21 protein-coding genes and 1 pseudogene are annotated in these 25,582 nt (G+C 71.4%); 17 read left to right on the top strand and 5 right to left on the bottom strand.

What is annotated here, in order from left to right:
- Positions 1 to 17 precede the first annotated feature (17 nt).
- Complete coding sequence (locus HHX30_RS00660; RefSeq protein WP_211591419.1) at positions 18 to 815, bottom strand: DUF2127 domain-containing protein; 798 nt, start codon at positions 813 to 815, stop codon at positions 18 to 20.
- Between the two features lie 75 nt (positions 816 to 890).
- Here HHX30_RS00660 and HHX30_RS00655 point away from each other — a divergent pair, with 75 nt between their 5' ends.
- The 3 genes from HHX30_RS00655 to HHX30_RS00645 all read left to right on the top strand — a co-directional run bounded on the left by HHX30_RS00655 (position 891) and on the right by HHX30_RS00645 (position 4,265).
- A complete protein-coding gene (locus HHX30_RS00655) occupies positions 891 to 1,940 on the top strand; it encodes a polysaccharide deacetylase family protein (protein WP_169978291.1) in 1,050 nt (349 codons plus the stop codon).
- Between the two features lie 207 nt (positions 1,941 to 2,147).
- Entirely contained in the window at positions 2,148 to 3,614 is a 1,467-nt protein-coding gene (rpsA, locus tag HHX30_RS00650) for a 30S ribosomal protein S1 (protein ID WP_169978289.1), read from the top strand.
- Between the two features lie 180 nt (positions 3,615 to 3,794).
- Positions 3,795 to 4,265, top strand: a complete 471-nt coding sequence (locus HHX30_RS00645; protein ID WP_310741751.1) for a GNAT family N-acetyltransferase — start codon at positions 3,795 to 3,797, stop codon at positions 4,263 to 4,265.
- Positions 4,266 to 4,350: 85 nt separating this feature from the next.
- On the opposite strand, the gene HHX30_RS00640 is transcribed toward HHX30_RS00645, so the two are convergent.
- Positions 4,351 to 5,007, bottom strand: coding sequence for a response regulator transcription factor (locus HHX30_RS00640; protein ID WP_169978287.1), 657 nt, complete (start codon positions 5,005 to 5,007; stop codon positions 4,351 to 4,353).
- Complete coding sequence (locus HHX30_RS00635; protein WP_311921905.1) at positions 5,004 to 6,158, bottom strand: ATP-binding protein; 1,155 nt, start codon at positions 6,156 to 6,158, stop codon at positions 5,004 to 5,006. Before HHX30_RS00635 ends, HHX30_RS00640 begins: the two co-directional genes overlap by 4 nt.
- A gap of 85 nt (positions 6,159 to 6,243) precedes the next feature.
- On the opposite strand from HHX30_RS00635, the gene HHX30_RS00630 reads away from it, so the two are divergent.
- The 4 genes from HHX30_RS00630 (at position 6,244) to HHX30_RS42435 (ending at position 9,954) form a co-directional block, all read left to right on the top strand.
- On the top strand, positions 6,244 to 7,764 hold the full coding sequence (locus HHX30_RS00630) for a hypothetical protein (protein ID WP_169978285.1): 1,521 nt from the start codon (positions 6,244 to 6,246) through the stop codon (positions 7,762 to 7,764).
- 46 nt (positions 7,765 to 7,810) lie between these two features.
- Positions 7,811 to 8,416 carry a dephospho-CoA kinase gene (gene coaE, locus HHX30_RS00625; RefSeq protein ID WP_169978283.1) on the top strand — a complete coding sequence of 202 codons (606 nt, stop codon included), beginning with the start codon at positions 7,811 to 7,813 and terminating at the stop codon, positions 8,414 to 8,416.
- 103 nt (positions 8,417 to 8,519) lie between these two features.
- Positions 8,520 to 9,380, top strand: a complete 861-nt coding sequence (locus tag HHX30_RS00620; RefSeq protein WP_249349514.1) for an alpha/beta fold hydrolase — start codon at positions 8,520 to 8,522, stop codon at positions 9,378 to 9,380.
- Entirely contained in the window at positions 9,373 to 9,954 is a 582-nt protein-coding gene (locus HHX30_RS42435; protein WP_169978281.1) for a TetR/AcrR family transcriptional regulator, read from the top strand. The genes HHX30_RS00620 and HHX30_RS42435 overlap by 8 nt, the downstream gene beginning before the upstream one ends.
- Before the next feature lie 62 nt (positions 9,955 to 10,016).
- Here HHX30_RS42435 and HHX30_RS41150 read toward each other — a convergent pair.
- Positions 10,017 to 10,250, bottom strand: a pseudogene (locus HHX30_RS41150) (WD40 repeat domain-containing protein); the annotation flags it as partial.
- A 380-nt stretch (positions 10,251 to 10,630) separates the two neighbouring features.
- On the opposite strand from HHX30_RS41150, the gene HHX30_RS00605 reads away from it, so the two are divergent.
- Both HHX30_RS00605 and HHX30_RS00600 read left to right on the top strand, forming a co-directional pair.
- The gene (locus HHX30_RS00605) at positions 10,631 to 11,827 is read left to right on the top strand and encodes a heparin lyase I family protein (RefSeq protein WP_169978279.1); all 1,197 of its coding nucleotides are present in this window, start codon (positions 10,631 to 10,633) and stop codon (positions 11,825 to 11,827) included.
- 111 nt (positions 11,828 to 11,938) lie between these two features.
- Positions 11,939 to 13,261, top strand: coding sequence for a discoidin domain-containing protein (locus tag HHX30_RS00600; protein ID WP_169978277.1), 1,323 nt, complete (start codon positions 11,939 to 11,941; stop codon positions 13,259 to 13,261).
- Between the two features lie 134 nt (positions 13,262 to 13,395).
- Here the strand turns inward: HHX30_RS00600 and HHX30_RS00595 are convergent, their stop codons facing one another.
- Positions 13,396 to 16,104: a helix-turn-helix transcriptional regulator gene (locus HHX30_RS00595; protein ID WP_169978275.1), complete on the bottom strand. Its 2,709-nt coding sequence runs from the start codon at positions 16,102 to 16,104 to the stop codon at positions 13,396 to 13,398.
- A gap of 250 nt (positions 16,105 to 16,354) precedes the next feature.
- Here HHX30_RS00595 and HHX30_RS00590 point away from each other — a divergent pair, with 250 nt between their 5' ends.
- The 8 genes from HHX30_RS00590 (at position 16,355) to HHX30_RS00560 (ending at position 25,581) form a co-directional block, all read left to right on the top strand.
- A complete protein-coding gene (locus tag HHX30_RS00590) occupies positions 16,355 to 18,982 on the top strand; it encodes a LuxR family transcriptional regulator (RefSeq protein ID WP_169978273.1) in 2,628 nt (875 codons plus the stop codon).
- Between the two features lie 304 nt (positions 18,983 to 19,286).
- The gene (locus tag HHX30_RS00585) at positions 19,287 to 20,435 is read left to right on the top strand and encodes a DUF3103 family protein (protein WP_169978271.1); all 1,149 of its coding nucleotides are present in this window, start codon (positions 19,287 to 19,289) and stop codon (positions 20,433 to 20,435) included.
- Between the two features lie 489 nt (positions 20,436 to 20,924).
- A complete protein-coding gene (locus tag HHX30_RS00580) occupies positions 20,925 to 21,731 on the top strand; it encodes a methyltransferase domain-containing protein (protein WP_169978269.1) in 807 nt (268 codons plus the stop codon).
- Positions 21,732 to 21,878: 147 nt separating this feature from the next.
- Positions 21,879 to 22,595 carry a GNAT family N-acyltransferase gene (locus HHX30_RS00575; protein ID WP_169978267.1) on the top strand — a complete coding sequence of 239 codons (717 nt, stop codon included), beginning with the start codon at positions 21,879 to 21,881 and terminating at the stop codon, positions 22,593 to 22,595.
- A gap of 378 nt (positions 22,596 to 22,973) precedes the next feature.
- The gene (locus tag HHX30_RS41145; RefSeq protein ID WP_311921898.1) at positions 22,974 to 23,321 is read left to right on the top strand and encodes an SLC13 family permease; all 348 of its coding nucleotides are present in this window, start codon (positions 22,974 to 22,976) and stop codon (positions 23,319 to 23,321) included.
- Positions 23,258 to 23,476: an ArsB/NhaD family transporter gene (locus HHX30_RS41140; RefSeq protein WP_311922084.1), complete on the top strand. Its 219-nt coding sequence runs from the start codon at positions 23,258 to 23,260 to the stop codon at positions 23,474 to 23,476. Before HHX30_RS41145 ends, HHX30_RS41140 begins: the two co-directional genes overlap by 64 nt.
- 115 nt (positions 23,477 to 23,591) lie before the next feature.
- Positions 23,592 to 24,200 (top strand): biotin transporter BioY, encoded by a 609-nt coding sequence (locus tag HHX30_RS00565; RefSeq protein ID WP_169978265.1) that lies wholly within the window; start codon positions 23,592 to 23,594, stop codon positions 24,198 to 24,200.
- 7 nt (positions 24,201 to 24,207) lie between these two features.
- Positions 24,208 to 25,581, top strand: coding sequence for an AMP-binding protein (locus HHX30_RS00560; protein WP_169978263.1), 1,374 nt, complete (start codon positions 24,208 to 24,210; stop codon positions 25,579 to 25,581).
- Position 25,582 lies beyond the last annotated feature (1 nt).

Here is a 25,582-nt window from a genome sequence, read left to right as displayed (position 1 = left end):
TGGTTAGGGGGCAGCGGTCAGGAGTGGCCGGTGGAGCGGGCGGCCCGGTGGTCTCGCCCATGCACGGCCAGGCCCGCCTCCTCGACCTCCAGCAGGCTCGCCTCGTGCCGCTCCGCCTCGAAGGCCGCTCGCCCGCCCCGCAGGCCGAACAGGCGCTTGCTCAGCGCGATGTACAGCACGGCCGCGATGTTGATCAGGAGGATCGTGATCCGGAGCGGGCTCACCTTCTCGGCGATCTCGTAGATCTCCACGGGGATGAACGCCGAGGTGACGATCACCGAGAAGTACTCGCCCCACCGCTTCAGCAGCCACAGGCCGGCCCCTTCGGTCAGCAGCAGGGCCGCGAGGGCGAGCAGGGCGAGGAAGATCCAGGTGAGGGTCGTCGTCCGCGCGCCCAGCGCGGTCCGCAGCGTGTGCACCACGCCCGACTGGTCGAGGTTCCACCCGAGCTTGTGCGCCAGCGGCCTGACCAGCGGGAGATCCTGGTCGAACGCCCGCCGTACGGCGTCGTGGTGGGCCCGGAACCGCCACACCCCGTACGCTCCGGCGAGCACGAGCACGGCCTTGGTCCAGCGGAAGACGGCGATCAGCCGTAGCACGGCGGCGTCCCGCAGCGCCCGGCCCCGCAGCACGACGGGCGCGTCGCCCGCCGGACCGGCGGCGCGTGGCGGGCCGAGAGTGAAGTCGCCGCAGCGCAGGCAGCGCCACGCCTCGCCCAGCGCGGTCTCGGCGCGCAGGCGGGTGCGCAGCGCGTCCTCGTCCGGGGCGTAGGTGACGTGCCCGTGCCGTCCGCAGGCACGCAGGCTCCAGTCCACAGGAAAATTGCAACACATGCGAAATGCGGACACGCCGGGCAGTAAGGTCAAATAACTGTGCGCAATCTTGCCCGGATGACTGCAATCGCCAATGTCGTCGTTGTCGTGATCGGACTTGCCGCGCTTGTGCTGCTGCCCCGCTCCTCGGGAGAGGGGCGGTCACAGGTGCAGGCGCACCCGCGAACACCGTCGCCCAAGTCCAGTGCGGCGGCCCCGCCGAGGGCGACCGCGGAGTCGGCCAGGAGGGTCAAGGCGAACGAGGCCGGCCTGGTGCCCGTGATCATGTATCACCGCATCCTGCCCAAGCGGAGGGCGTCCATCGACCGCACTCCCGACCAGTTGCGCAAGGAACTTGAGCGCCTGGCCAAGAGCGGCTACGTGCCAGTCACCGCGGCCGAACTGGTCGCCAGGAAGATCGACATTCCGGCGGGGGCCCATCCCGTCGTCCTGACCTTCGACGACGGCCACCCCAGCCACTTCGCCATGGACCAGAACGGCATGCCGGAAAACGACACGGCCGTCGGCATCATCTACGAGGTCGCCGCGAAGTACCCGAACTTCCGGCCCACGGCCACCTTCTGGGTCAACCGCGACCCGTTCGGCCTGCGCGACCGCAAGCGGCAGCAACAGGCGGTGAAGTGGCTGCTCGACCATGGTTTCGAGGTGGCCAACCACACCTATGCCCACCCCGATCTCCGCCGGCTCTCGAACCAGAAGGTCAGTGAGCAGATCGTCCGGCAGGAGCGGCTGCTGAAGCAGATCGGCGTGCCGGACTCGACGACCATGGCGCTGCCGTACGGCTCGCGGCCGAGGAAGCTGAGCAGGGCGCACGACGGGAAGTGGGATGGCAGCGAGTACCACTTCGACGGCGTCTTCCTGGCCGGGGCGGAGCCGACGGTTTCGCCCTACGCGAAAAGTTTCCCGCGCTACGCGATCCCGAGGATCCAGTCCAACGGAAAACGAGGCGAATGCCGGCGCTGGTGCACGACCTACTGGCTCGACTGGCTCGACAAACACCCAGGGGAGCGTTATACGTCGGACGGGGATCCCGCCCGTGTGTCTGTGCCGCGCAAACTGCGGGCAACGCTCTCGCCGGCCCGGGCCAAGTCGGTGATCACGTACTAGAGGCCCGTCTGGTTGCCTCGGATTGACCCGGCTCGCTCCGTCTCATATGCTGATCGCTGCGTTGTGGGCTCGCGCGCGTCACGGACGGAGAGGGCTCGCGCTCGGTCATCTGGTGGCTACCAGGAATCAGCATCATCCGGTGAACGAAAAACGGCCCGCCGCGCTCCTGTCACAACGACATCTGTCCGGTTCGGAGCAATTCCACACATGACGAGCAGCACTGAGGCCACCTCGAGCACCCCGCAGGTAGCGGTCAACGACATCGGTTCCGAGGAGGCCTTCCTCGCCGCGATCGACGAGACCATCAAGTACTTCAACGACGGCGACATCGTTGAAGGCACCGTTGTCAAGGTCGATCGAGACGAGGTCTTGCTCGACATTGGCTACAAGACCGAGGGCGTCATCCCGTCGCGCGAGCTCTCGATCAAGCACGATGTCGACCCCGCTGAGGTTGTCGAGGTCGGAGAGCACGTCGAGGCCCTGGTTCTCCAGAAGGAGGACAAGGAAGGGCGTCTCATCCTGTCCAAGAAGCGCGCCCAGTACGAGCGCGCCTGGGGCACGATCGAGAAGATCAAGGACGAGGACGGCATCGTCACCGGTACCGTCATCGAGGTCGTCAAGGGCGGCCTGATCCTCGACATCGGCCTGCGCGGCTTCCTCCCCGCCTCCCTGGTGGAGATGCGCCGCGTCCGCGACCTGCAGCCGTACGTCGGCCGCGAGCTCGAGGCCAAGATCATAGAGCTGGACAAGAACCGCAACAACGTGGTCCTGTCCCGCCGCGCCTGGCTGGAGCAGACCCAGTCCGAGGTTCGCCAGACGTTCCTCAACACCCTGCAGAAGGGCCAGGTCCGCAAGGGCGTCGTGTCCTCGATCGTCAACTTCGGTGCGTTCGTGGACCTCGGCGGCGTCGACGGCCTGGTGCACGTGTCCGAGCTGTCCTGGAAGCACATCGACCACCCGTCCGAGGTCGTCGAGGTGGGCCAGGAGGTCACCGTCGAGGTTCTCGACGTCGACATGGAGCGCGAGCGGGTCTCGCTGTCGCTCAAGGCGACGCAGGAGGACCCGTGGCAGCAGTTCGCCCGGACCCACCAGATCGGCCAGGTCGTGCCGGGCCGCGTCACCAAGCTGGTGCCGTTCGGTGCGTTCGTGCGGGTCGAGGAGGGCATCGAGGGCCTGGTCCACATCTCCGAGCTGGCCGAGCGCCACGTGGAGATTCCGGAGCAGGTCGTGCAGGTCGGCGACGAGATCTTCGTGAAGATCATCGACATCGACCTGGACCGCCGCCGCATCTCGCTGTCCCTCAAGCAGGCCAACGAGGGCGTCGGCGCCGAGGTCGAGTTCGACCCGACGCTGTACGGCATGTCGGCGACCTACGACGACCAGGGCAACTACATCTACCCCGAGGGCTTCGACCCGGAGACCGGCGAGTGGCTCGAGGGCTTCGACAAGCAGCGTGAGGAGTGGGAGCGGCAGTACGCCGAGGCCCAGGCCCGCTTCGAGGCGCACCGCTCGCAGATCGAGAAGGCCCGCCAGGAGGAGGCGGCGGCCAGCGAGGCCGCTCCGTCGTCCTACAGCGGCGAGACCACCTCGCAGACGAGTGGTGGTGGCGGCGCCCTGGCCTCCGACGAGGCCCTCGCCGCGCTGCGCGAGAAGCTGGCCGGCGGCCAGAGCTGATCCCGGTCTCCTGACCGGAGGTCGTGTTCCAGCCTCCACAGCATGACGAAAGGCCCCGCTCCGGCGGGGCCTTTCCGCTTTCCCGGCGACGTCATGTCATCGGTACGGCGGCGGGCCGCGCGCGTGAGGTCCGGAAGGCTCGCGCCTGACGGAGGCGGGTGTGCCGATAGGGTGGCCCCCGTGGTGGAGATCACGCGGGCCCTGCCCGAGGACGCCGGGGAGATCCTTACCCTGCAGCGGGCCGCGTACGTGACCGAGGCGCAGCTCTACGGCGATCCGTTCATCGGGCCGCTGGTGGAGTCGCTCGACCAGGTGCGTACGGTGATCGGGACGGCGGTCGTGCTCAAGGCGACGGACGGCGGCCGGGTGGTCGGCGCGGTCCGGGGCAAGATATCCGGCTCGACCTGCCTGGTGGGCCGCCTCGTGGTCGCGCCGGACCGGCAGGGGCAGGGGATCGGCACCGCGCTGCTGGCCGCGATGCACGAGGCCGTACCGGAGGCGGCGGCGTTCGACCTGTTCACCGGGCACCTGTCGGAGGGGAACCTCCGGCTCTACCGCCGTCTCGGCTACCGGGAGACCCAGCGGGAGCGGGTGCAGGACCACCTGACGCTGGTCCACCTGCGCCGCAGGCCCGAGACGAGTACGTCCTGAGTCGTCCTGCGGCCGGGCAGCTCACAGCGGGCGCCACGGTGCCCCAGGCGGGACGCTCCACCGTTAGACGCCGGCCCGGACAGGCTCAGGCGAGCCGATATCCCACGCCGGGTTTCGTCGTGATGACCGGTGGTTCGCCGAGCTTGCGGCGCAACCGCCCCATCGTCACCGTCACCGTATTGGTGAACGGGTCCGCGTTCTCGTCCCAGACCTGCTCCAGCAGCGCCTCCGCGCTCAGGAAGCCGGGACTCGCCCGCATCAGCGCCCCCAGCAGGGCGAACTCCTTCACGGACAGGTCGAGCTGCCGGCCGTCGCGCACGACGGTCCGGCGTATCGGGTCCAGCTCGATCCCGGCCGCGCGCAGGGTCCGCGGGCGCGCGTGCGGCTTACGACGGGCCAGCGCCTGGACACGCAGGATCAGCTCCGGGAAGTGGAACGGCTTGGTGAGGTAGTCGTCCGCTCCGAGGGTCAGGCCGGTGACGCGGTCACCGGGTGTCGCGGCGGCCGTCAGCATCAGCACCATCGGGCGGTCCGGCCGCTCGGTGATCATCTGGCACAGCGTGTCGCCGTGCAGGCCGGGCAGATCGCGGTCCAGGACCACCACGTCGTACGCCGTGAGGTCGAGCTTGGCGGCGGCGGACAGCCCGTCGTGACTGACGTCGACGGCCATGCCCTGATCGCGCAGGCCCTCGGCGACGACCTCGGCGAGCGGCCGTGCGTCTTCGACGACCAGGATCCTCACGCCGGCACCTCGGCAGGGACCTGGACGGACGGCAGCGAGATCGAGACACGCAGGCCTCCCCGCGGCAGGGCGAGCAGTTCGAGCCGCCCGCCGTGAGCGGCCGCGATCGCCGCGACGATGGACAGCCCGAGGCCGGAGCCGTTCTCGGACCCGGTGCGATCCGCGCCGAGCCGCTCGAAGGGCTGTGCGAGCCGGTCCGTATCCCGCTGGTCGAGGACGCGTCCCCCGGTCTCCACGACGAGCCGGACCTCGGCGTCCTCCCGGGAGGTCTCTAGCCGGATCCAGCCGTCGTCCTCGTTGTGCGTCACGGCGTTGTCGACCACGTTCTCCACCATGCGAGCGAGCAGCGCGGTGTCGCCCCGGGTGACCATGCCTGCCCGCAGATCCTCGGTCACGGTGAGCCGTTTCGCCGTGATCCCGGTGGTGCGATCGGTCGTCGCCCGCGCGGCCAGCCGACCCAGATCGACGTCGGCGGCACCGGTCAGCGCGCCGTGCTGAGCCCTCGCCAGCACGAGGAAGCCGTCGAGCAGCCGATCCACCCGGTCCAGCTGCGTACGGAGCCGGTCGCCCAGGACGAGCGTCTGCCGCGCCGTGCCGGGCTTGGCCACGGCGACGTCCAGGGACGCGCGCATGGTCGCCAATGGGGTCCGCAACTCGTGCGAGGCGTTGGCGACGAACCGGCGCTGGGCGGCGAACGACGCCTCCAGCCGTCCCAGCAGGCCGTCGATGGTGTCGGCCAGGTCCTTCACCTCGTCCGCCGGGCCGTTGACGTCCAGACGCCGGTGCAGGTCGTCGGCGGTGATGCGCCGGGTCGCCGCGGTGATCACCCGCAGCGGGCGCAGCACCCGGCGGGCGAGCACCCGGCCGGCCAGCACGGAGACGACCGCCATCACGGTCAGCGCGAGCAGGGAGCCGACCAGCAACTGCCGGGAGTGCTGCGCGTTCACCTCGGCCAGTTGCTCCTGGAGATGACGAACGCGCTGGTCCAGGTCGCCCGCGGCCGAGGGGTGCGGGGTGACGGGGACGCTACGCCTTACCCCGCCGGCCAGCAGGAAGGTGAGCGACAGCAGTCCGATTCCGGAGACGAGAAACACCCCGGCGTACAGGATCGTGAACCGGAGTCCCACGGTCCCGTTGCGCAACCTGATCACGCCTCCAGCATGCCGGGCCGGACCTAACAACGGGGTGACAGGCGTGGTTCGGGCCGGGACAGGTCCACATCCGTAGAACGGCGGCATGCTCACCAGAGAACTCCTCCACCGGGAGTGGGCGGCCTTCCGCCGCCCCGCCCGGCTGATCGCCCTGGCGGCGGCGGCCCTCGCCGTGATCGCCGCCGGCCTGCTGACCGCCGCCGGGAACCGGGCGTCCTGCCAGGGGCCCTGCCCGGCCGATCCGGTCGCCGCGGACGACTCGATCGTCGGCGACCGGTTCTGGTTCCTGCACCGCGACCTCGGCCGGGAGGGCGCCATCACCGTGCGGATGACCTCGATGACCGGCACGATCACCTATCCGCCGCCCGGCCACGACCGGATCGTCCCCGGCCTGGTGCCGTGGGCGAAGGCCGGGATCATCATCAAGGACGGCGTCCGGCAGGGCTCCTCCTACGCGGCGCTCATGATGACCGGCGCGCACGGTGTGCGGATGCAGTACGACTACCGGCACGACATCGCCGCGGGTGAGACCGGCCTCGCACCGCGGTTCCCGCGCTGGTTGCGCCTGACGCGGTCCGGCGACACCGTCACCGGTTCCGAGTCGGCCGACGGCCGGCGCTGGCACACCGTCGGGACGGTGAGACTGGCCGGTCTCCCGGCGACGGCGCAGGTCGGGCTGTTCGCCACGTCCCCCGGCGACCTCACCCTACGGAAGGTCGGGCTCGGCGGGGCGGTAGAGGAGAGCCGTTTCACGCAGGCCACCGGGGTGTTCGACCACGTCACGGTGGTGGGCGGGTCCGCCGGCGAGTGGCGCGGCGAGGCCGTCGGCGAGATGAACCAGACCGACTGGGAGAAGTACCACAACGCCTCCGGTGCGGTCGAGAGGGACGGCGTCGTCACCGTGAGCGGGACCGGCGACATCGGCCCGAGCGGGAGCGAGGGCGCCGTCCCCGCCGAGAGGACGCTGCCCGGTCTGGTGATCATGCTGATCGTCGTCATCGTCGTGGCCGCCCGGTTCGGCGCCCGGCCGGACACGGCGGTGTCCCGCCGGGTCCTGACCGCCCGAGCCGCGGTGCTCGGCGCCGCGACCATCGCGGCCGGGCTCGCCGCCGTCGGCGTGGTCCTGCCGGCCGGCGTCGCGATCCTGAGCCGCAACGGCGTCGCCGTGCAGCCGGTCTCCGCGCTGACCGGCGTCCGGGTCGTCGCCGGGACCGCGGCGGTGCTCGCCCTCTGCGCCGTCCTGGCGTATGGGCTGGGTGCCTGGCTGCGGCGCGGCTGGGCGGCGATCACCCTCGCGGTGTCGCTCGTCGCAGTGCCCTACGTGGTGACCGCGTTCCCGTTCCTGCCCGACGACGTGTCGCGATGGCTGCTGCGGCTCACCCCGGCCGCGGGCTTGGCCGTCCAGCAGACGGCGGTGGAGTATCCGCAGGTGGTCGCCCACTACGCGCCGTCCGCCGGCTATTTCCCGCTCCCCGGCTGGGCCGGCTTCGCCGTGTTGTGCGCGTACACGCTCGCGGTCGCCTGGCCGGCCGTGAAGCGCACGCCGGGGGAGCGGCCCGCGGACCGGCGACAGCGTGCCGCCTCCGTTGGCGGCTCCCGTTCGTGACGAACCGGGTCGGGCATGCCGCGAACCGCCCGATAGGCTGCGGGACGTGCTGAAGGTTGGGCTCACGGGCGGCATAGGTTCGGGCAAGAGCGAGGTGTCGCGCCGGCTCGCGGCCCGCGGCGCTGTCGTCATCGACGCGGACAAGATCGCCAGGGAGGTCGTGGAGCCGGGCACCCCCGGGCTCGCGGAGATCGTCGAGGCGTTCGGCGAGGACGTGCTCCGCCCCGACGGCACGCTCGACCGGGAACGGCTCGGCGCCATCGTCTTCGCCGACGCGGAGAAGCTGAAGGTCCTCAACGGGATCGTCCACCCGAAGGTGGGCGAGCGCACCCAGCAGCTCCAGCGGGAGGCCCCGGACGACGCCGTCGTCGTCTACGACGTGCCGCTGCTCGCGGAGAACAACCTCGCCCCCCTGTACGACGTGGTCGTCGTGGTGGACACGCCGGACGAGGTCCGGCTGGACCGTCTGCGGCGTTTCCGCGCCATGCCGGAGGCGGACGCCCGCGCCCGGATCGCCGCTCAGGCCTCCCGCGAGGACCGGCTGAGGATCGCCGACATCGTCATCGGCAACGAGGGTTCCCTGGAGGAGCTCGACGCCCAGGTCGACAAGGTCTGGCAGGACCTGAGCGCCCGGGTCTCCCCGGAGGGCTGACGCCCCGGAAGCACTTCGCGAATCTACAACGTAAAGCCGATCGGCCGGATCGACGCCGCCTCAATCTTGACGGCCGTCGGCTAATGCCATTAGCCTACGAGCTATGCACTTGAGCCTGGAGGGCGGCATGACGGAGTTCTTGAAGATCGGCGACGGCGAGATCGCGTACGACGTGACCGGGGCGGGCCCGCTGGTCGTGCTGGTTCCCGGCATGGGCAACAGCCGGCGGGCCTTCCGTTTCCTCGTCCCGGCCCTGGCCTCCGCCGGGTACCGCGTGGCGACCACCGACCTGCGTGGGCACGGCGAGTCGAGCCTCGGCTGGGACTCCTACACGCGCAGCGACACCGCGGACGACGTCATCGCCCTGATCGAGCACCTGGGCGAGCCCGCCGTCGTCGTGGGGCACTCGTTCGCCGGTGGGGCGGCCACGATCGCGGCGGCGCGGCGGCCCGAACTGGTCACCGCCCTGGTGGAGATCGCCCCGTTCACCCGGCCGCAGAAGCCCGACCTGGGCGCCCTGCTGCGCAACGGCCGCTACCGCACGGGCATGACGCGGCTCATGGGCGTGGCGCTCCTGCGCAGCATCGGGTTCTGGAAGAGCTACCTCGACCACGCCTACCCGGGGGTCAAGCCGGCCGACTGGACGGACTACCTGGCCGCACTGGACAAGGACCTGCGCAGGCCCGGCCGCATGGCCGTGGTCAGCGCCATGGGCGCGTCCGCCCCCGCGGACGCCGGCGCGCACCTCGACGGCATCCGGTGCCCGGCCCTGGTGGTCATGGGCACCCACGACCCTGACTGGGCTGACCCCCGCGCCGAGGCGGACGGGGTCGTCGCCGGCATGCCGGCCGGGCTCGGGAGGGTGGTGATGATCGAGGGCGCCGGACACTACCCGCACGCGCAGTACCCCGACGAGGTCGCCGCCGCGATGCTCGCCTTCCTCGGGGAGCGGGCCCGTGGCTAGGGCGCCGCTGTCCCCGGACGCCGTCGTCGACCTCGCGCTGCGGATCGTGGACGAGGAGGGTCCCGACGCGCTCACCCTGTCCGCGGTCGCCGGGCGCGCGGGGGTCGCCACCCCCTCGCTCTACAAGCACGTACGCAACCTCGCCGAGCTGCGGGTCCTCGTCACCGGGCGGGTGCTGGGCGAGCTGACGGAGGTCGCGAGCGAGGCGGTGCTCGGCCGGTCCGGCGACGAAGCGCTGCGCGCCCTGATGGACGGCTGGCGCTCCTACGCCACCCGGCACCCGAACCGTTACTCCGCCCTGATCCAGGCGCCCCGGCCGGAGACGGCCGAGGCGGGGGACCGGCTCATCGGCATCATCCTCGCCGCGCTGCGGGCGTACGGGCTGGAAGGCTCGGCCGCGATCCACGCGGTCCGCTGCCTGCGCGCCGCCATGCACGGCTTCGCGGTCCTGGAGGCGGCGGGCGCCTTCCAACTCGCCGAGGACCTCGACGAGAGCCACGCCCTGCTGGCGCACATGGTCGTCTCCGGGCTCCAGACCCTTCCTAGAACGGCTCGTCCAGGGCCAGCCGCCTGACCTCGGGCAGGTACTCGTCCAGCTCGCCGGGCTCGAACCGGCACATGCCGAAGGCGGGCGGTGCCGTCGTTGCTCGCGCTTGCGAGCAGGCCGCCCGTCGGGGAGAAGGCCACCGCGTAAACCCGGTCGCGGTGCCCGTTCAGGGTCGCCGCCGACCGGCCGGTCGACACGTCCCACAGCCGGACCTTGCGGTCGTCGCAGCCGGTGGCCACGAGCCGGCCGTCAGGACTGAAGGCGATCGACCTGACCCGGCCCCGGTGCCGTACCCGGGGGTTCGCACTGTCCGCTGCGCTCATGGCCGTCGCGTGGGTAACGGTGCTGTGGGCGACGGCCGCGGGAGGAGGAGCGGCCGGGGTGGCCGGGTTAGCGGTAGCGATGGACCTGTTCGCCGTCGGAGAGACGCTCATGGCTCCCACCGTGCCCGCCATCGTGAACGACCTGGCGCCCGAACCCACGGCATGGATCGCTGACTCCCCGTTGCTCCGGGCCGCCCCGCGGAGCACGCGCGACGAGTCTGCACATCATTCCTGAAGCGGTCCCTGTGGGCGATCGGACTCCCGAATGAGCATCGCTTACTCATGACCGCCAACCCGCGCTCCGAGACGCTGTCGGCACACGGAGACCAACACCGGCCCTGGCCCGGGTGGCGAGGGTCGCTTCCGCCGATGGAGAGTTGATGACAGTGATCTGGAAGAGGGCCGCTGCCGTGAGCGCGGCACTGGTGGCGGTGCTGGGGGTTTCGCCGCTGCCCGCACACGCCGATCCGGCGGGGGTCTTCAGGACCCTGGACTGGGAGGTCGCCGCCGACCGCACCATGCCGGCGACGGCGCCTCCCGGCTTCCTCAAACAGTGGGTGGCGAGCCACGGCGCCGCCGTCGTGACCAGTCCGGTGCGGGACGGCTCCTACGCGGCACGGTTCCAGCTCAATCGCGAGGACCCGATCCAGTCCGGCAGCAAGCGCGCGGAGATCAGCCAGCGGGACGACCAACCCCTGAACGCCGAGCGGTGGTACGGCTTCAGCGTCAACCTGCCCACGAGCTGGGACTACGACGTGTCGGCGGAGATCGTGAGCCAGTGGCACCAGTGTGACGACTGCGGGGGCGGTTCCCCGCCGCTGGCGCTGCTGACGGACGAGGGACGCTGGAAGGTCGACTTCCGGGGGGACATCATCGACCTCGGGCCCTACGCCACGGGCACGTGGACCGACTGGGTCTTCCACGTGAAGTGGCGTACCGACAGCCAGGGGATGTTCGAAGTGTGGCGCAACGGACAGCGGGTCCTGCAGCGTACCGGCGCCACGCACACGGGCGGGCCGCGCTCGCCGTACTTCAAGTTCGGCATCTACAAGTGGGACTGGAACAACCCCGACAAGCCGTCCTCCACGAACGAGCGGGTCATGTTCTACGACTCACTGCGGCTGGGTGACCAGCGGGCCACCTACGACGACGTGAAACCCGGCGGCGGATCGACCTGCACGGCCACCGTCCCGGTGGCGGCCGCCTCCGCGACCACCTTCGAGCCGATCAACCCACCGGCGCAGGCGATCGACGGCAACCTGTCCACCCGCTGGTCCGGACAGGGCTACGGCGCCTCGTTGATCCTGGACCTCGGGTCGGTACGCCGCGCCTGCGGGACACGAGTCGCCTGGCACCTGGGTAACCAGCGGTGGAACGACTACACCGTCTACACCTCGACGGACGGTGTGGCCTACACCAAGGCGTGGGAGGGGCGCAGTTCGGGCACGACGTCCGGGCTCGAGCAGGCGCTGTTCACGAACGGCCCCCGTGACGCCCGGTACGTCAAGATCTCTTTCTGGCAGAACCCTCAGAACGACTGGGCCAGCATCACCGAAGCGGCCGTTCTCGGCTCCTGACCCCGGTCCCCCTCGTTCCACCGCTCCCTGCCGCACTCCGTCTCCTGCCGTACGGGGCGCTGGGGGAGCGGTCCTCCTTCATCGGTCTTCTAATGCCTACAGGCGGTTCCGATGCGACGATCCCGTACGTCCCTCCTGATGATCGCGCTGGCCATCGCCGGCGCCATGTCGGCAACCGGATTCACCTCACCTCGTACGCCGGCCACGGCCTCTGCCACGGCGTCCCCGGCGGGGATCGACCCGGTCGACGGCGTCGGCATGATCTATCCCACGAAGCCGGGTGGACAGGTCTGGCACCTGTCGGCCGACCCTCCCGGCGATCCCCGCCTCGACGGGACGCCCATGACGTCCAACCCGGACGGCACCTTCACCGTCCGGGACGTCAAGACCCGGATCGGGGTCTCCACGACGACCTACGACCAGGGCAAGCAGGAGGACGGCCTCACCTGGCGGCAGCCCGACCTGCGCTCTCAGGGCTTCATGCACGACGCCGCTGACTGGCGGGACGTGGAGATCACCGGATATGTCCGCTACGTCAGCGGCACCGACGACGGAGACGCCTTCACCTGGTACGCACGCGGCGGCCGGCACACGGGCGAGGGCCAGACGCCGGAGGCGTGCTGGGGCACCGCCTACAAGGGCGACCTGCGCTACTCCGACGGCGCGGTCAAGTTCGAGAAGGAGATCTACCACGACGGGGGCGCCGGCTACGCGCAGGGCTCCTACACGGGTGGCGGCGCCTCGATCAAGGGCAAGATGGTCGGTTTCAAGATGGTCATGTACAACATCTCCGGTGGTGTGCGGCTGGAGGCGTACCTCGACCGGGCGAACAACGGCACCTGGACCCTCGTCGCGGCTCGCGACGACACGGGCGGCTGGTCCATCGACACGGCCAATCCCTGCGGTGGCGCCCGGGACGAGAAGGTGACCTGGGGCGGCCCAAAGGCGGCGTTCCGCTGGGACGACGCCACCCGGGTCGATCTGACCAAGCTCAGCGTCCGGGAGATCGCGGCCGGCGGCCAGGTGGACCCCTGCCCGGTGAAGCTGACTCCCGCCGGTGTGACCGCGAGCACCTGGGAGGCGGTCAACCCGCCGGCGCAGGCGATCGACGGCGATCTGTCCACCCGCTGGTCCGGCCAGGGGTACGGCGTGAATCTCACGCTCGACCTGGGTGCCTCGCGGCCGGTGTGCGGGGTGAACGTCGCCTGGCACCTGGGCGACACGCGGTGGAACGACTACACCGTCTACACCTCGCCCGACGGCGTCACCTACACCAAGGCGGCGGAGGGACGCAGTTCGGGTTCGACCCTGAACGCGGAGCCCTATCGCTTCTCACCGCGCCAGGCCCGGTTCGTCCGCATCGCCTGGTGGAACAGCTCCGCGGGCAACGGCTGGGCCAGCATCACCGAGGCCGCCGCGCTCGGCGTGACCTGACCGGGTCTTCGACGCCCTCGGGCACCTCGCCCAGCACCCGCCTGCCCCCTATGGGCCGGACGCCTCACATCCTCGACAGCGGAGGCTCTGCCGTGTGCGACTGATCCGGATCCGGATCGCCCCTGCCGGTACCGTCACGTGGTGGACTGTCCCGTGGCCCAGGCGGGTCCGACCGGCGATACCGGCCGGGGCAGGCCCAGGGCCTGGGGCAGGCCCTGCCGGCCGCGGATGCCGAGCTTGCCGTAGGCGCGCTGGAGGTGGTTGGCGACGGTCCGCTTGGACAGACCCAGGCGCGCGGCGATGGCGTCGTTGGTCATGCCGCCGGCCGCGAGCTCGCACGTCTCACGCTCGCGCCGGCTGAGAACCGCCTGTGGCTCGGGTCGCGTCGTCCATGGCGGCCAGTAGCCTTCGCACAACCGGGCGAGATCCCGGCCGCGAATCCGCAACCGGGCCGCCAGCCGGTGCTCGCGCCGCCCGTCGGCGATCTCGGCCGCGGTCGACACGGCCTCGCCTGCCAGGCTGTTGTAGCCCCGCTCCGCCAGGGCTTCCGCCGCCGCGGCCAAGCCCTCGACGTCACGCCGGACCGCCGCCTGGGCGTGCCGGTCGAACAGCAGGAACAGTTCGCTGTCGCAGCTGCCGGCGACCTCGTGCAGAGCTTTCGCGACGAGGGGGGACGGGCGCAGCCGTACCGAATGGTAGAAGGCCTCGACCGCCTTGGTGAGCCACCCCTCCGAGCGGTAACGCTCGCCCAGCGAGGCGCCTGCCTCGGCGGTCTCCGCCCGCTCCACGCCGGCCGCCGCGTCGATGCGGATCCTTGCCAGAGTCAGGTGACTGTGCAGGTGCGACCGGGCGGGAAGCCGGCGGGCGATGTCCTCCAGCACCCGGTAGCTCTCGTCGAACCGGCCCACCGCGGCGAGGCAGGCCGCGTGCTCGGCGAAGACGTAGACCTGGATCGGAAAGGGCATCTCGTGGTCGAGGAGCGCCCGGGCCTCACGGAAGTAGGGCAGCGCCCGGCTCGGCCGTCCTGCCCACACCTCGCAGATGCCCAGTTCGAAGGACAGCAGGGAGGTTCCTGCGCAGTCCTCCTGCTCGATCGCCGCACGGTAGCCGGAGCGGGCTTTGGCGAAGGCCTCGTCCAGGCGGCCGGCAAGGGCGAGGGCCTGCACGTGGCAGGCGGCCGTGGCGGCTCCCATGGCGCTCCATATTCGGGGTGCGCCCAACCGTCCCGAGGCGTACCCATCGGCAACCAGAGACGGCCGGCCGAGGTAGATGGTCAGGTAGGCGCGGAGCGGCTCGCCGACGCTCGAGATCACTCCGTCTCGTATCCCGGCGGACAGGTGGGCCGGATCGGCCGAGGTGAGATCGGCCGCCCCGTCGCCGAAGACCGCCAGCGCCAGTTCTGCTACGGCCAGTTCGGCGGCTGCCTCGCCGGTCAGGGGGCCCATGGCGCGAGCCGCCCGCACCACCTCCTCCGCCTCGGCACGCTTGCGCAGGTTCCAGAACAGGTTGAGTGCGCGCAGCGCCGCGACCTGGGCAAGCTCCGGCGGGGAACCCGCCCCGGCGGCCATGCGCGCGCTCAACAGGTCCTCCGCCTCGCCCGCCTTGTTCTGGGCCACCAGAGCCCGCGCCAGCACCTCGACGGCGGCGTGGGTGTGGACGCGGCGCGCCAACTGCTCGGCGAGGGGAGCATCGCAGTGGGCCAGCGCTTCGGAGGCGGCGTGCACCACCTGGTCGCCGGGCACCGGGTCGCCCGCGGACAGTTGCCACGTCACGGCTCGCAGCCGGACTCCGTACAGTGCCGGAGAAGCCCGCATCACCGTGTGGGCGAGCGCGCGGTAGACGGTTCGACGCTGCTCCTCGGCCGTCCGGGCCCGGACCGCCTCTCCGTACAAGGGGTGTCCCATCCGCACGAGAAGGTCCGTGCGGATCCGCTCGACCGTGATGAGCGAGCGCTGTTCGAGCCGCACCAGTACGGATGTGCCGACGAGTGCCTCGATCACGTCGAGCGGCACCGGCTCGGCATGCGCGACGTACGAAAGCGCGCGCGCCTCCTCACCCGTGAGGGCGCCGAGAAGATCTGCGACGAGGGTGCGCAGCCCGCGCCGGGCGGTCATCTGCCCCTCCCACCGCCATACCTCACTGACCTGGCGCAGCGTGCCGGAGGCCTGGCACTCGTCCACGAGATGCCGGAGGAAGAAGGGGTTGCCCCGTGTCGCGCGCCACAGCCGGTCGACGGTCAGTCCGTCGACCGGCCCGCCGAGCGCCGCGTCGAGCAGGGCGCCGACCGTCGTGCGATCCAGCGTCTCCACCGTCGACACCTGCACGAACGGACGGCGCAGCAGCGCTCTGGCAGCAGGCGCGTCCGTGGAGCCGGCCCTGACCGCGGCCAGGACGCGGGCCCCGGCGGTGGCGGCCAGATGCTCGACCAGGGCGACGGACACGTCATCAAGGTGATCCAGGTCGTCGACGGCCACAACACAGACGCGCCCGCCCGCGGCTTCGCGCAACGCGTCCGCGGCGGCGCCGAAGACGTTCGCCGTATGAGGGCCGGCCTGTTCCGGCAGCAGGGCCGCCATGGTCGAGAACGGCAGCCCACGCGACGCCTCGGCCCCCGCTGTGACGACGACGTGCATGTCCTCGTCACGGCAGCGCGACACGATCGAGTTCAGCAGGCGCGACTTGCCGACCCCGGCCTCTCCGACGAGCAGCACGCCGGGCTCACCCCGCCGCCTGAGCTGGGCCACGGCGGCCCGGATCTCGGTCGTCCGCCCGACGAAGGGCCAGTCGGCCCGGAGAGTCCGGCCGTAGCCGGGGTTGTCAGGCGTGTCGTTGTACGGCTGCACCAAGCCTCCTCCACCCGTCGGATGTCCAGCCGAAATCGATGCCTACGAACTACAAGTATGGGATGAAAGTGATTAATTAACGCTCAAAGACCACAAAGTAGACAATGTCCGGCCGTAGACCGGTGCGGGGAGAGAGAGGGGCGGAAATCTGGTCGGAAGGAAACGGGAGGAACCCCGGGGACAACGGGAGGGCACCCGCGGATTCGGAGAGGTCATGAGCAACACTGCCGTAGGGCATTCGACGGACGGCTTGAAATGGCCTGTAATCGGCAGGGAGGAGGAGACGCAGCGGATCCTTTCGGCACTACAGCCGCCCTCGGGACCGGGGGTGCTCATCACCGGCGAGCCGGGCGTGGGGAAGACCCGCCTCGTGGACCACGTCCTCGACAGGCACGCGAGGACGGGCATTCCGGTCGTCAGGGGAGCCGCGACCGAGGCCACCAGGTATATCTCGGGGTTGGGGATCGCCGGCCTTCGCGTGGTCGGCCGACCCCCCGCGGCTGCCTTCCACGGACTCTCCGGCCTTTCACGCGTTCTCGACGAGGCACGCAGGCACGCCTCCGACGGGTGCCCCACGCTGGGGCGGGTCGTCCTCTGCATCGACGACGTCGACCACATCGACGCGGCCTCGGCGGCGGTGGTGGGCGACCTCGTCAGGACCACCCGCGTCACGCTGCTCCTGACCGCGCGCGCCGGAGCGCGACTGGACCGGCCGTTCGCCGACGTGTGCGGCCAGGGTCCGCTGATGGTGCTGCGCCTGGCCAACCTGTCCCGCACGGTGGTCCTTCGCCTGCTCACCCGCGTCCTGAGAGGGCCGGTCGACGGGCTCACCGCCGACGTGTTGTGGCGGATCAGCCGGGGCAACCCGCTGCTGCTTCGGCGTGCCGTCGGCATCGGCCTCGACACCGGAGACCTTTCGCCGGAGCGCGGGGTCTGGTCCTGGCGGGGGGCTCCCGGAAGGCACCCCCTCCTGCACGGTCTGGTCGCCGCCGACCTCGCCACGTTCTCCCCGGTGGAGTCGGAGGCACTGGAGTACGTCGCCCTCACGGGCCTCCTCCCCCGGGTGACGGCCGAACGTCTGGCCGGATCGTCCACGATCGGCGAGCTGGCGGACCGGGCTGTCGTCGCCATCACCTCCTCTCATGCGGGAGCCGACGCGGTCGTCATGTCCCATGAGCTTCAGCGTGAGGCACTGCTGGCCCGGCTGGGCCTGCTGCGCCGCAGGCAGAGGTACCGGGAGCTGGTGGCCGCGGCCGCCGAGACCGGCGTTCCCGCCCGCGACGACCCGGCAACCGTGCTGTGGCGGCTGGAGGCCGGCCTCGACGTGCCCGCGTCACAGGTGGTCGTCGCGAGCAGGCTTGCGCTGGCCTCGGGCGACTCCGCGCTCGCGGAGAATCTCGCCCGGCACGTGCACGACGCACCCGGGGCGGCCCTCAGGGGCCAGGCCCTGATCGCACAGGGCCGGGCGGCGGAGGGCGAACGGCTGCTGGCCGAGCACGGTGGGGACCTCGCGGAGACGGTCGCGCTGCGATCGCTGAACCTCTTCTGGGGACTCGACCGCCCTACCCAGGCGCAGGAGGAGATGGCGCGCGCACGACCATCCGAGGCGGCCCGGTCCGCCGACCTCCGGGTGGCCGATCTCGGGCTGGGGCTGTTCACCCGACCGGCTCCGCCCGCCGGTGCCGCTCAGCCTCCGGAAAGCGTGCCGATCGCCGGGACGGCCCCGGTCATGGACCAGGGCCCGGTGAACCCGCTGGTCGCCGATGCCGCCACGGTCCTGCGGGCCTACCGGCTCACCTTCCGGGGCAGACCGGCCCAGGCGGCCGAGGACTTCGACCGCGGGTCGCTGCGACTGCCCGCCCGATGGCCGGCCATGCGGGGGTCGGCTGCGGCTTGTCACGTCAACGCGCTCGTACTCGCGGGCAGGCTCCGCGAAGCGGCCCCCCTCGTCGAGACCTACTACGAGGAGGCCGTTGGTCGTGCCGAGCCCTGCGAAGTCGCGATCGCGGGGCACATACGAGGTCATTGCCGGATGTGGGAGGGGCGGCCGCGCCGAGCGCTCGCCCCTCTCCGCGAGGCGCGGACGCTGGTCGACGAGCACACGCCGTTTCCGTTGCGGATCTTCCTCGCCTGCGAATACGCTGTATGCCTCGCCGCCCTCGGCCGCGCGCAGGAGGCGTTGGAGGAGCTCGGCCAGGTCCGCGCCCTCATCCCCGACGGCCTCAGCCTGCACGAGAGGCTGGAGTTCAGCCGGGCCCGGCTGCTCGCCTACTCCGGCAGGCCGGCCCACGCCGCCGAACTGGCCAACCGGCTCGCTGACCGCTACCTGTGCGAGTCGCGGCTCACCACCGGGGTCGAGTGCGCCTATTACCACGTCCGGCTCCGCCCCTCGCGCAGAGCGGCTGCCCGCCTGCGCGAGGCCGCGGACGCCTGCGACAGCCCGCTTTTTCAGCTCTTCGCCGAGCACGGTGAGGCGCTGGCGACGCGGGACGGCCCCGCGCTGCGCGGGCTCGCCGAACGGTTCGCCGGACTCGGCTACACGGGGCTGGCTCTCGAGGCCGTCAGGGCGCTGCCAGGGGGCGGGCATGCAGCGAGGCGATACCTGGACGATCTCGCCGACCGCTGCGACGGCCACCTTCCTCCCTGGCCGCCGCCCGTCTCCCCGCGGCGGTCGTCCTCATCCGGGAACGTCCAGGCCCTGACCAGCCGGGAAAGAGAGACGTGCGAGCTTGCGGCGGCGGGACTCAGCAACTCCGCCATCGCCGCGAACCTCGGTGTCTCAGTCCGTACCGTCACGAACCTTCTGGACAGGGCCTATCACAAGCTGGGCGTCCGCAGCCGACGGCAGCTCGCCGACGCGCTTTCGCTGTCACCGTGAGCGGGAGCGGATCGAAGCTCATCGGATCCCTGCTCCTCCCGGACGGCAGCACGCCGGTGCGGACCGCAGCGCCTCACCGCCTGGCCAGAGAACCTCTTCGAGCTGTCACCGGCCGAAACGATGCGACCAAGGGGAACAGGGGGCCTTGCGCGGCGGCACGACCGCAATCCGGATGAGTATCGCCTACCCATGACCGTCTCCCGCCTCCGGGTGAGGCTGTCGGTGACGGACACCAGCCGGCTCGTGACCCCGTCCGGCGGTCTGTCCGGACGAATCGTGCCCCCAGCGTGTGAGGAAGGTCCACATGAAGAAAATCGCGGCTTGTGCCGCACTCGCCCTGGCAGCCGCGCTCGTCGGCAGCCCTTCCAGCTCACCCGCCGCGATGGCCGCACCGACCTCCTCCAAGGAGGTGACGGACGCCTCCTTCGCCGACGCGCGGGCTGCCGCCATGGACGGCTACAAGCGTCACCTCGCCGAGGGAGTGGCCCGCAGGCTGGGCGAGCGGCAGTTCCGCGACGCGCTCGTCCGCGAGCTGGCGGACGACGGGGAGGCCGACCTCGCGGCGCTGCTCGGCTCGGTGCCGGGCACGCGGGACCTGGCAGCGTACGCCCGCGACGCCGACAGCGAGATCCTCAGGCTCAAGGGCATCCAGGCCGAGGAGTCGCTGCTGCAGATCCGGATCGACCCGCGGCAGGTCAAGCGCATCTCGGCCGGCGGAACCCTGGTGATGGCCACCCCCTCGGGCGACGACAAGACCGTCCGCACCGTCGTCGCCTTCGATTCGAACGGCCGCAGCAGGGAACTCGACGCCTTCACGACGCCCGAGCGCCCGGTGCTGATCGTCGGCCTCGACGAGCACAGGTCCGCCGAGCTGGCGCAGCGGACCATCCGGCAGCACCTGACCGAGGCGGGCATCGGCGGAACCGACCGGTCGGCCGCCGACGAGCCCCGGCAGACCAACGGCCTGGCGGCGCGCCCCGTGTCCCAGATCTTCCGGATCGTGAACCGGGACGACCACGAGCCGTGGTACAAGGGCGGGCCGGAGATCTACGCCTGGGTCGTGGGTGCGGGGCTCGACGGGAAGGCACGCGTCGACCAGGTGGAGATGCCTTACATCCAGAAGGAGGGCACGACCTACTCCCCTGGGCAGTCCCTGATCGAGTGGTCCAACTTCAGCTGGACCTCCGTGGACGTGGTGTTCATGGAGCACGATGACAACTCCGACCTGTCCGGGCTGGTTCGCGCCATCGTGGAGGGCGTGCTCGTCGTGACCGGAAACGGCCAGTACGTCCAGGTCGCCGACAAGATCGTCTCCGCCCTGCCGAGCGGATGGACCAAGGACGACGACGACTGGGTCGACTCCTGTTACAACATCAACCGCCAGACCACCGACGTGTACTGCGCCGCCATTCCCTCGGGCATGGGCCTTGTCCTGACCTACCGATTGGTCTGACATACACGGCCGCCGGCGGTGACGCAAGCGCCTACGGCGGCTCGGTCTGTGGTGGCCCCGGCGACGCCGGGGCCACCGTCCGGCGAACCAGGCCATGCTCGGGCGGAGTATCGGACCGCGGAGCGGGTGATGGTGCGGCCGTCCCGTGGTTTCAGCGATCGCCTCGCCGGTGGAACGCGTGTTGATCCCGGCCTGTCCACACAAACCGGGGCGACTTCGATCACGTGAGGAGGACCTGAACCGGCTTGTGCCCGCGGCGAAGCCGACAGGTGACCACATTCGCAGGCCCCCGCAAGCTGCCACAAGCCGCATTCAAGAGGAAGCGGACACGCTAAGGCGAGTCACTGATTCCGCAGTCCGGCGGATTCACGCTGACATCGACGGCGGAAGTGTCCAGCGGCGGTGGGCACCAGGACGGCTTCACGCGGGAGGATCTGTGAATTTCCGGCTCAGTTCTGAAGGCCGCGGAAACGGCGGGGAGAAGTAGCCGTGAGCGGCAAGGTGTTTCAGGGGAGCTCGACATCGGCGCAGCAGGCGGCGGCGGAGACGTATCTCGCGCAGGTCGCCCAGCACCCGGTGATACGGGCGGCGCGCGCCACGGCTGTGGACCTGCTGTCCGTGACGCCCGGCAGCAGGGTGCTGGACGTGGGGTGCGGACTCGGTGAGATGTCGAGGGCCTTCGCCGCGATGGCGGGGCCGGACGGGTCGGTCACGGCCGTCGACCTCAATCCCGCGATGGTCGCCGCGGCCGGGGACAGACACCTGGCCTCGCCGGGGGACGCGGTGGTGAAGTACGAGATCGCGGACGTGACCTCCCTCGGCTACAGCGACGAATTCGACGTGGTTTGGTGCGAGCGGGTTCTGCAGCACGTCCACGATCCCGAGGCGGCCGTCGGCTCGCTGGCGCGCGCGGCGGCCCCCGGAGGACAGGTCTGTCTCCTCGACGTCGACTGGGGTGCGCTGGTCGTCGACCTGGGCGACCCTGCCCTGACGGCGCGGGTCCTGGACGCCTTCCAGTTGAAGGTTCGGCAGCCGACCGTTGCCCGCACGCTGCGCCGCCGGCTCGTACAGGCAGGCCTCGTCGGTGCCGAGGTGCGTGCGGTTCACGCCGTGTCCACGAGCTTGGAGGACGTCGCGTCCGTCATTCCCATCCTCGACCGGCGGCAGGCCGACCTGGTTGCGGAGGGTGATCGGGCCGCCTGGTTCGACTCCCTCGCATCGGCTGACACGCGCGGGCAGTTTCTGATGGCCATGCCCGTATTCGTGGCCGCGGCGACGAAACCCCGCCAGGCCTAGCCGGTCAAGCGGTTCGTCCCAGCCGAGCCTGGCCGCTCAGCCCCAGTGTCAAAGGCCGCAGACGCAGGGTGCCCGCCCGGTGGATCGGCACCCTCTGACGGACGATTCCACCATTTCGCTTTCACGGCCTTCGGGAGAGTTGCGATCATGCGATACGACACACCGGACGCAGACCTGCTGGAGACGGTGCGTCTCGAAATCCAGCCACCTTCCTTGTGCGGCTCGTCGTTCGGCACCGAGCCATGGCAGCGAGAGATAAGGTCCTTCCGCGGTGAGGTGATCTACGAGAACGGCCGGTTTCCGCACTTCCGTATGGAGGACGGGGAGTTCGACGACCCCGACGAGCACGACGGGCACGCCTATCATGTGCTGGCACGGCTGCGTTCGACGGGGGAGCTGATCGCCTCGGCACGGCTCGCTCCCGCCGAACTGCTCACTCCGAGCAAGGTGGTGGCGCTGGACGAGCCGGGCGCGGTACGCCTGCTGAGGTCAGAGCGTCTTCACCGGTCGGATGTCCTGGAGGGCGCCCGCTGGGTCGTACATCCGCGCCATCGCGGCCGGCGCATCGGGCAGCTCCTCGTCGTGGCCAGCAACGTCCTGGGGCAGGGGCTGGAGCGGAGCCTGATCTGGGTGCTGGCCGGCACGGCCGCGGGACAGGACGCGATCCTTCACCGTCTCGGGTTCCGGGAGGCGTCTCCGGACCGTCATCCGATGCCGGAGGTGGGCGACATCGTCAAGCTACTGGCCTGCCGGCCGGAGGAGCTTCTGCGCCGTCATCGGCAGCTCGCCGAGCAGGTCACCCCGGCAGTGCTCGGCGAGCTCGCCCGGATCCGTGTCGTCCGGGGAAACGCCCCCGTCGCGTAGCCGGGGGCGGTACGGGCGCAGGTCGCGAAGTAGGCCCCGGCAGGCCGCCTTTGTAACGTCGAGCGGCCCGGGGACGACCACCAGCCGTCCGGGTTCCATCCCCGGCGGCACGCGCAGCCCGGTGAGGAACGCCGGCGCCTGCTCGTACTCACTGATGCTTATCCAAGGCGCCCACCGCTCGTCGGCGGGGGAGTAGCCGACGAAGATCTCGGTTCGCGCTCCCCCCCCCCCCGCCCGCTATGCGTCAGAAGCCCGGTATCACCGCCGCCATCGACGGTCTGGAAGGGGTCGATCGTCCTCCGGCCCGCCGATCGGCTGCGGCGGCTGAGCGTTCTCGACTGGATCAGGATCGGGCTGCTCGCGGCGGGGCTGGTCTTCGTGGCCACCGGCCTGCTGCCGGCCGCGTCGGCCAGGGACAGCATCGAACGCATCGCCCCTCTGCTGCTGTTCCTCGGCGCGGTGATCGTGCTGGCGGAGCTGACCAAGGAGGCGCAGGTCTTCGACGTCATCGCGACCCGCATCGCGATCGTCGGCCGGGGCAGCTACGCCGTTCTCTTCCTGTTCTGTACGGCTTTCGCCTCGCTGGTCACGATCTTCCTGAACCTGGACACGACGGCCGTCCTGCTGACGCCGGTCCCGCGTACGTCGCGGGCGAGCAGGTCATCCCCGCGGCCAACCACACGCAGCTGCTGTCGCTGCTCGCGGGCACCGACCTGGGCCCGCTGATCACGCCCTGGGGCTCGCTCGCGACGCTGCTGTGGTTCGAGTGGTGCCGGCGGGGAGACGTGCGGGTGCCGCTGGCCAAGTTCGTCGCCACCGGCGCGGGCCTCGCCCTGGCGGGCCTCGCCGCCACGGTCACCGTCCTGGTCCTCACCGCCTGAGCCGCCGCCCGGCCGGGGTCCGGCCCACGGCTATGGTCGCCGCTGAGAACGACACGGCGAAAAGTTGTGGGTTTCCTCATTCGCCGGATGGAGGGTCTTGGTATGGGATCGATTCGTGACAGATGAACAGAGCACGCCGAAGCGGCGCTTCCCCGCGGCCGACATCGCCAGAGTCAGCGTCTTCGCCGCGCTGATCGCCGTGCTCGGCCTGCCGGGCGCGCTGAACGTCTTCGGCGACGCGGTGCCGATCACGCTGCAGACACTCGGCGTCATGCTCGCCGGGGCGATCCTGGGCACGTGGCGGTCCGCCCTCGCCGTGACGGTCCTGCTCGTGCTGGTCGCCGCGGGGCTGCCCCTGCTGGCCGGCGGACGCGGCGGGCTCGGCGTCTTCACCGGTCCCTCGGCCGGCTTCCTGCTCGGCTGGCTTCCCGGCGCGGCCCTGACCGGGTGGATCGTCGAACGCGGCGGACGCGCGCCGGGCACGGTCCGGCTGGTGGCCGCCTGCCTGGCCGGCGGCGTCGGCGTGGTCTATCTGTGCGGCATCCCCGTGCAGGCCCTGGTCACCGGGCTGTCCCTGGGCAAGACCGCGCTGCTCAGCGCAGCCTTCCTGCCGGGCGACCTGGCCAAGGCGGCGCTGGCGTCGATCGTGGCGCGGGGCACCCAGCGGGCCTATCCTGACGCGGTCCCGGCGGTGCACCGCGAGCGGCTGAGGGCAGGGGGGTGACCCGCCCGTGCCGGTAGCCGCGCAGGTCATGCGGCACGCCGCCGTCCGGCCTCAGCGAATCGCGGTGTCCGGTCCCGAGGGGGACCTGACCTATGCCGAGCTCGCGGACCGGGCCGTCCGTGCCGCACGCCGTCTCGCCGACGACGGGATCGGGCGCGACGCGCTCATCGCGGCCGGCCAGGCCGACCCGGCGGCCCTGCTCGTCGCCGTGCTCGCCGCCGATCTGGCGGGGGTCACGCCGCTGCTGTGCGACCACGCCTGGAACGAGGAACGGCGGGCGCAGGTCATGGCCGCGGTGCCGGCGGCCGCCCGTTTCGACGCCCCGCTACCGGAGGCGGACGGCCCGCCCGTACGGCACCGTCCCGAGCCGGACGACCTCACCTGGGCCTGCTTCAGCTCCGGCAGCACCGGCAGGCCCCGCGCCGTGGTGCGTGGCCGCGCCTCGTGGACGGGGTCGTTCGCCCACCTGGACGAGCTGACCGGGATCGGTCCCGGCGACGTCGTGCTGATCCCCGGTCCGCTGGTCTCCTCTCTGTACGGCTTCGCCGCCGTGCACGCGCTGGCGGCGGGCGCGACGGCCGTGGTGCCCGGCCGGTGGTCGCCGGGCGCGCTGGCCGGGCAGTTGCGGCGGGCCACCGTGGTTCACGTGGTGCCGCACCGGCTGCCCGCCGTGCTGGACGCCCTGGCCGCGGCCGGAGGCCCGCTGCGCACCGCCGTGGTCGGCGGGGCGGCGACGGACTCCGCCGCCCGGACCCGGGCGGCGAGGGCCGGAGTGCGTGTGGTGTCCTATTACGGCGCCACCGAGCTGTCGTTCGTCGCCGTGGACGCCGACGGCTCCGGGCTGCGGCCCTTCCCCGGCGTCGAGGTCGACGTCAGGGCGCTGCCCGGGCAGGCCCTCGGCGAGGTGTGGGTGCGCTCCCCGTGGCTCTGCGAGGGTTACCTGGCCGGCGCGACGGGCCCCCTCCGGCGGGACGGCGACGGCTGGATGACGGTCGGCGACCTGGCGGAGCCGTACCGGACGGGCGAGGTCCTGCGGCTGCGCGGCCGGGGCGACGGCGCGATCCAGACCGGCGGCGCCACCGTGGTGCCCGAGGACGTCGAGGAGGTGCTGAGGAAGGTGCCGGGAGTGGACGACGTGGTCGTGGTCGGCACGCCGCACCCGCACCTGGGCGCCGTGGTCACCGCGGTCGTCGAGGGCGAGGACGCGTCGCGGGCGGCGCTGGAGGCGACGGCGCGCGCCGAGCTCGACCCGGCGCAGCGCCCCCGCCGCTGGTACGCGGCCCGGTCCCTGCCCCGCACCCCCACCGGGAAGCCGGCCCGCGGCCTCGTCGCCGCCCGCCTCGCCGCCGGCGGCGACCCCGGCCTGCGAAGGCTCGGCTGAG

The sequence above is a fragment of the Microbispora sp. H10836 genome, assembly GCF_012999525.1.
Lineage (GTDB): Bacteria > Actinomycetota > Actinomycetes > Streptosporangiales > Streptosporangiaceae > Microbispora.
The sequence above is the reverse complement of the archived record's forward strand: the minus strand, read 5'-3'. Positions and strand labels throughout refer to the sequence as shown.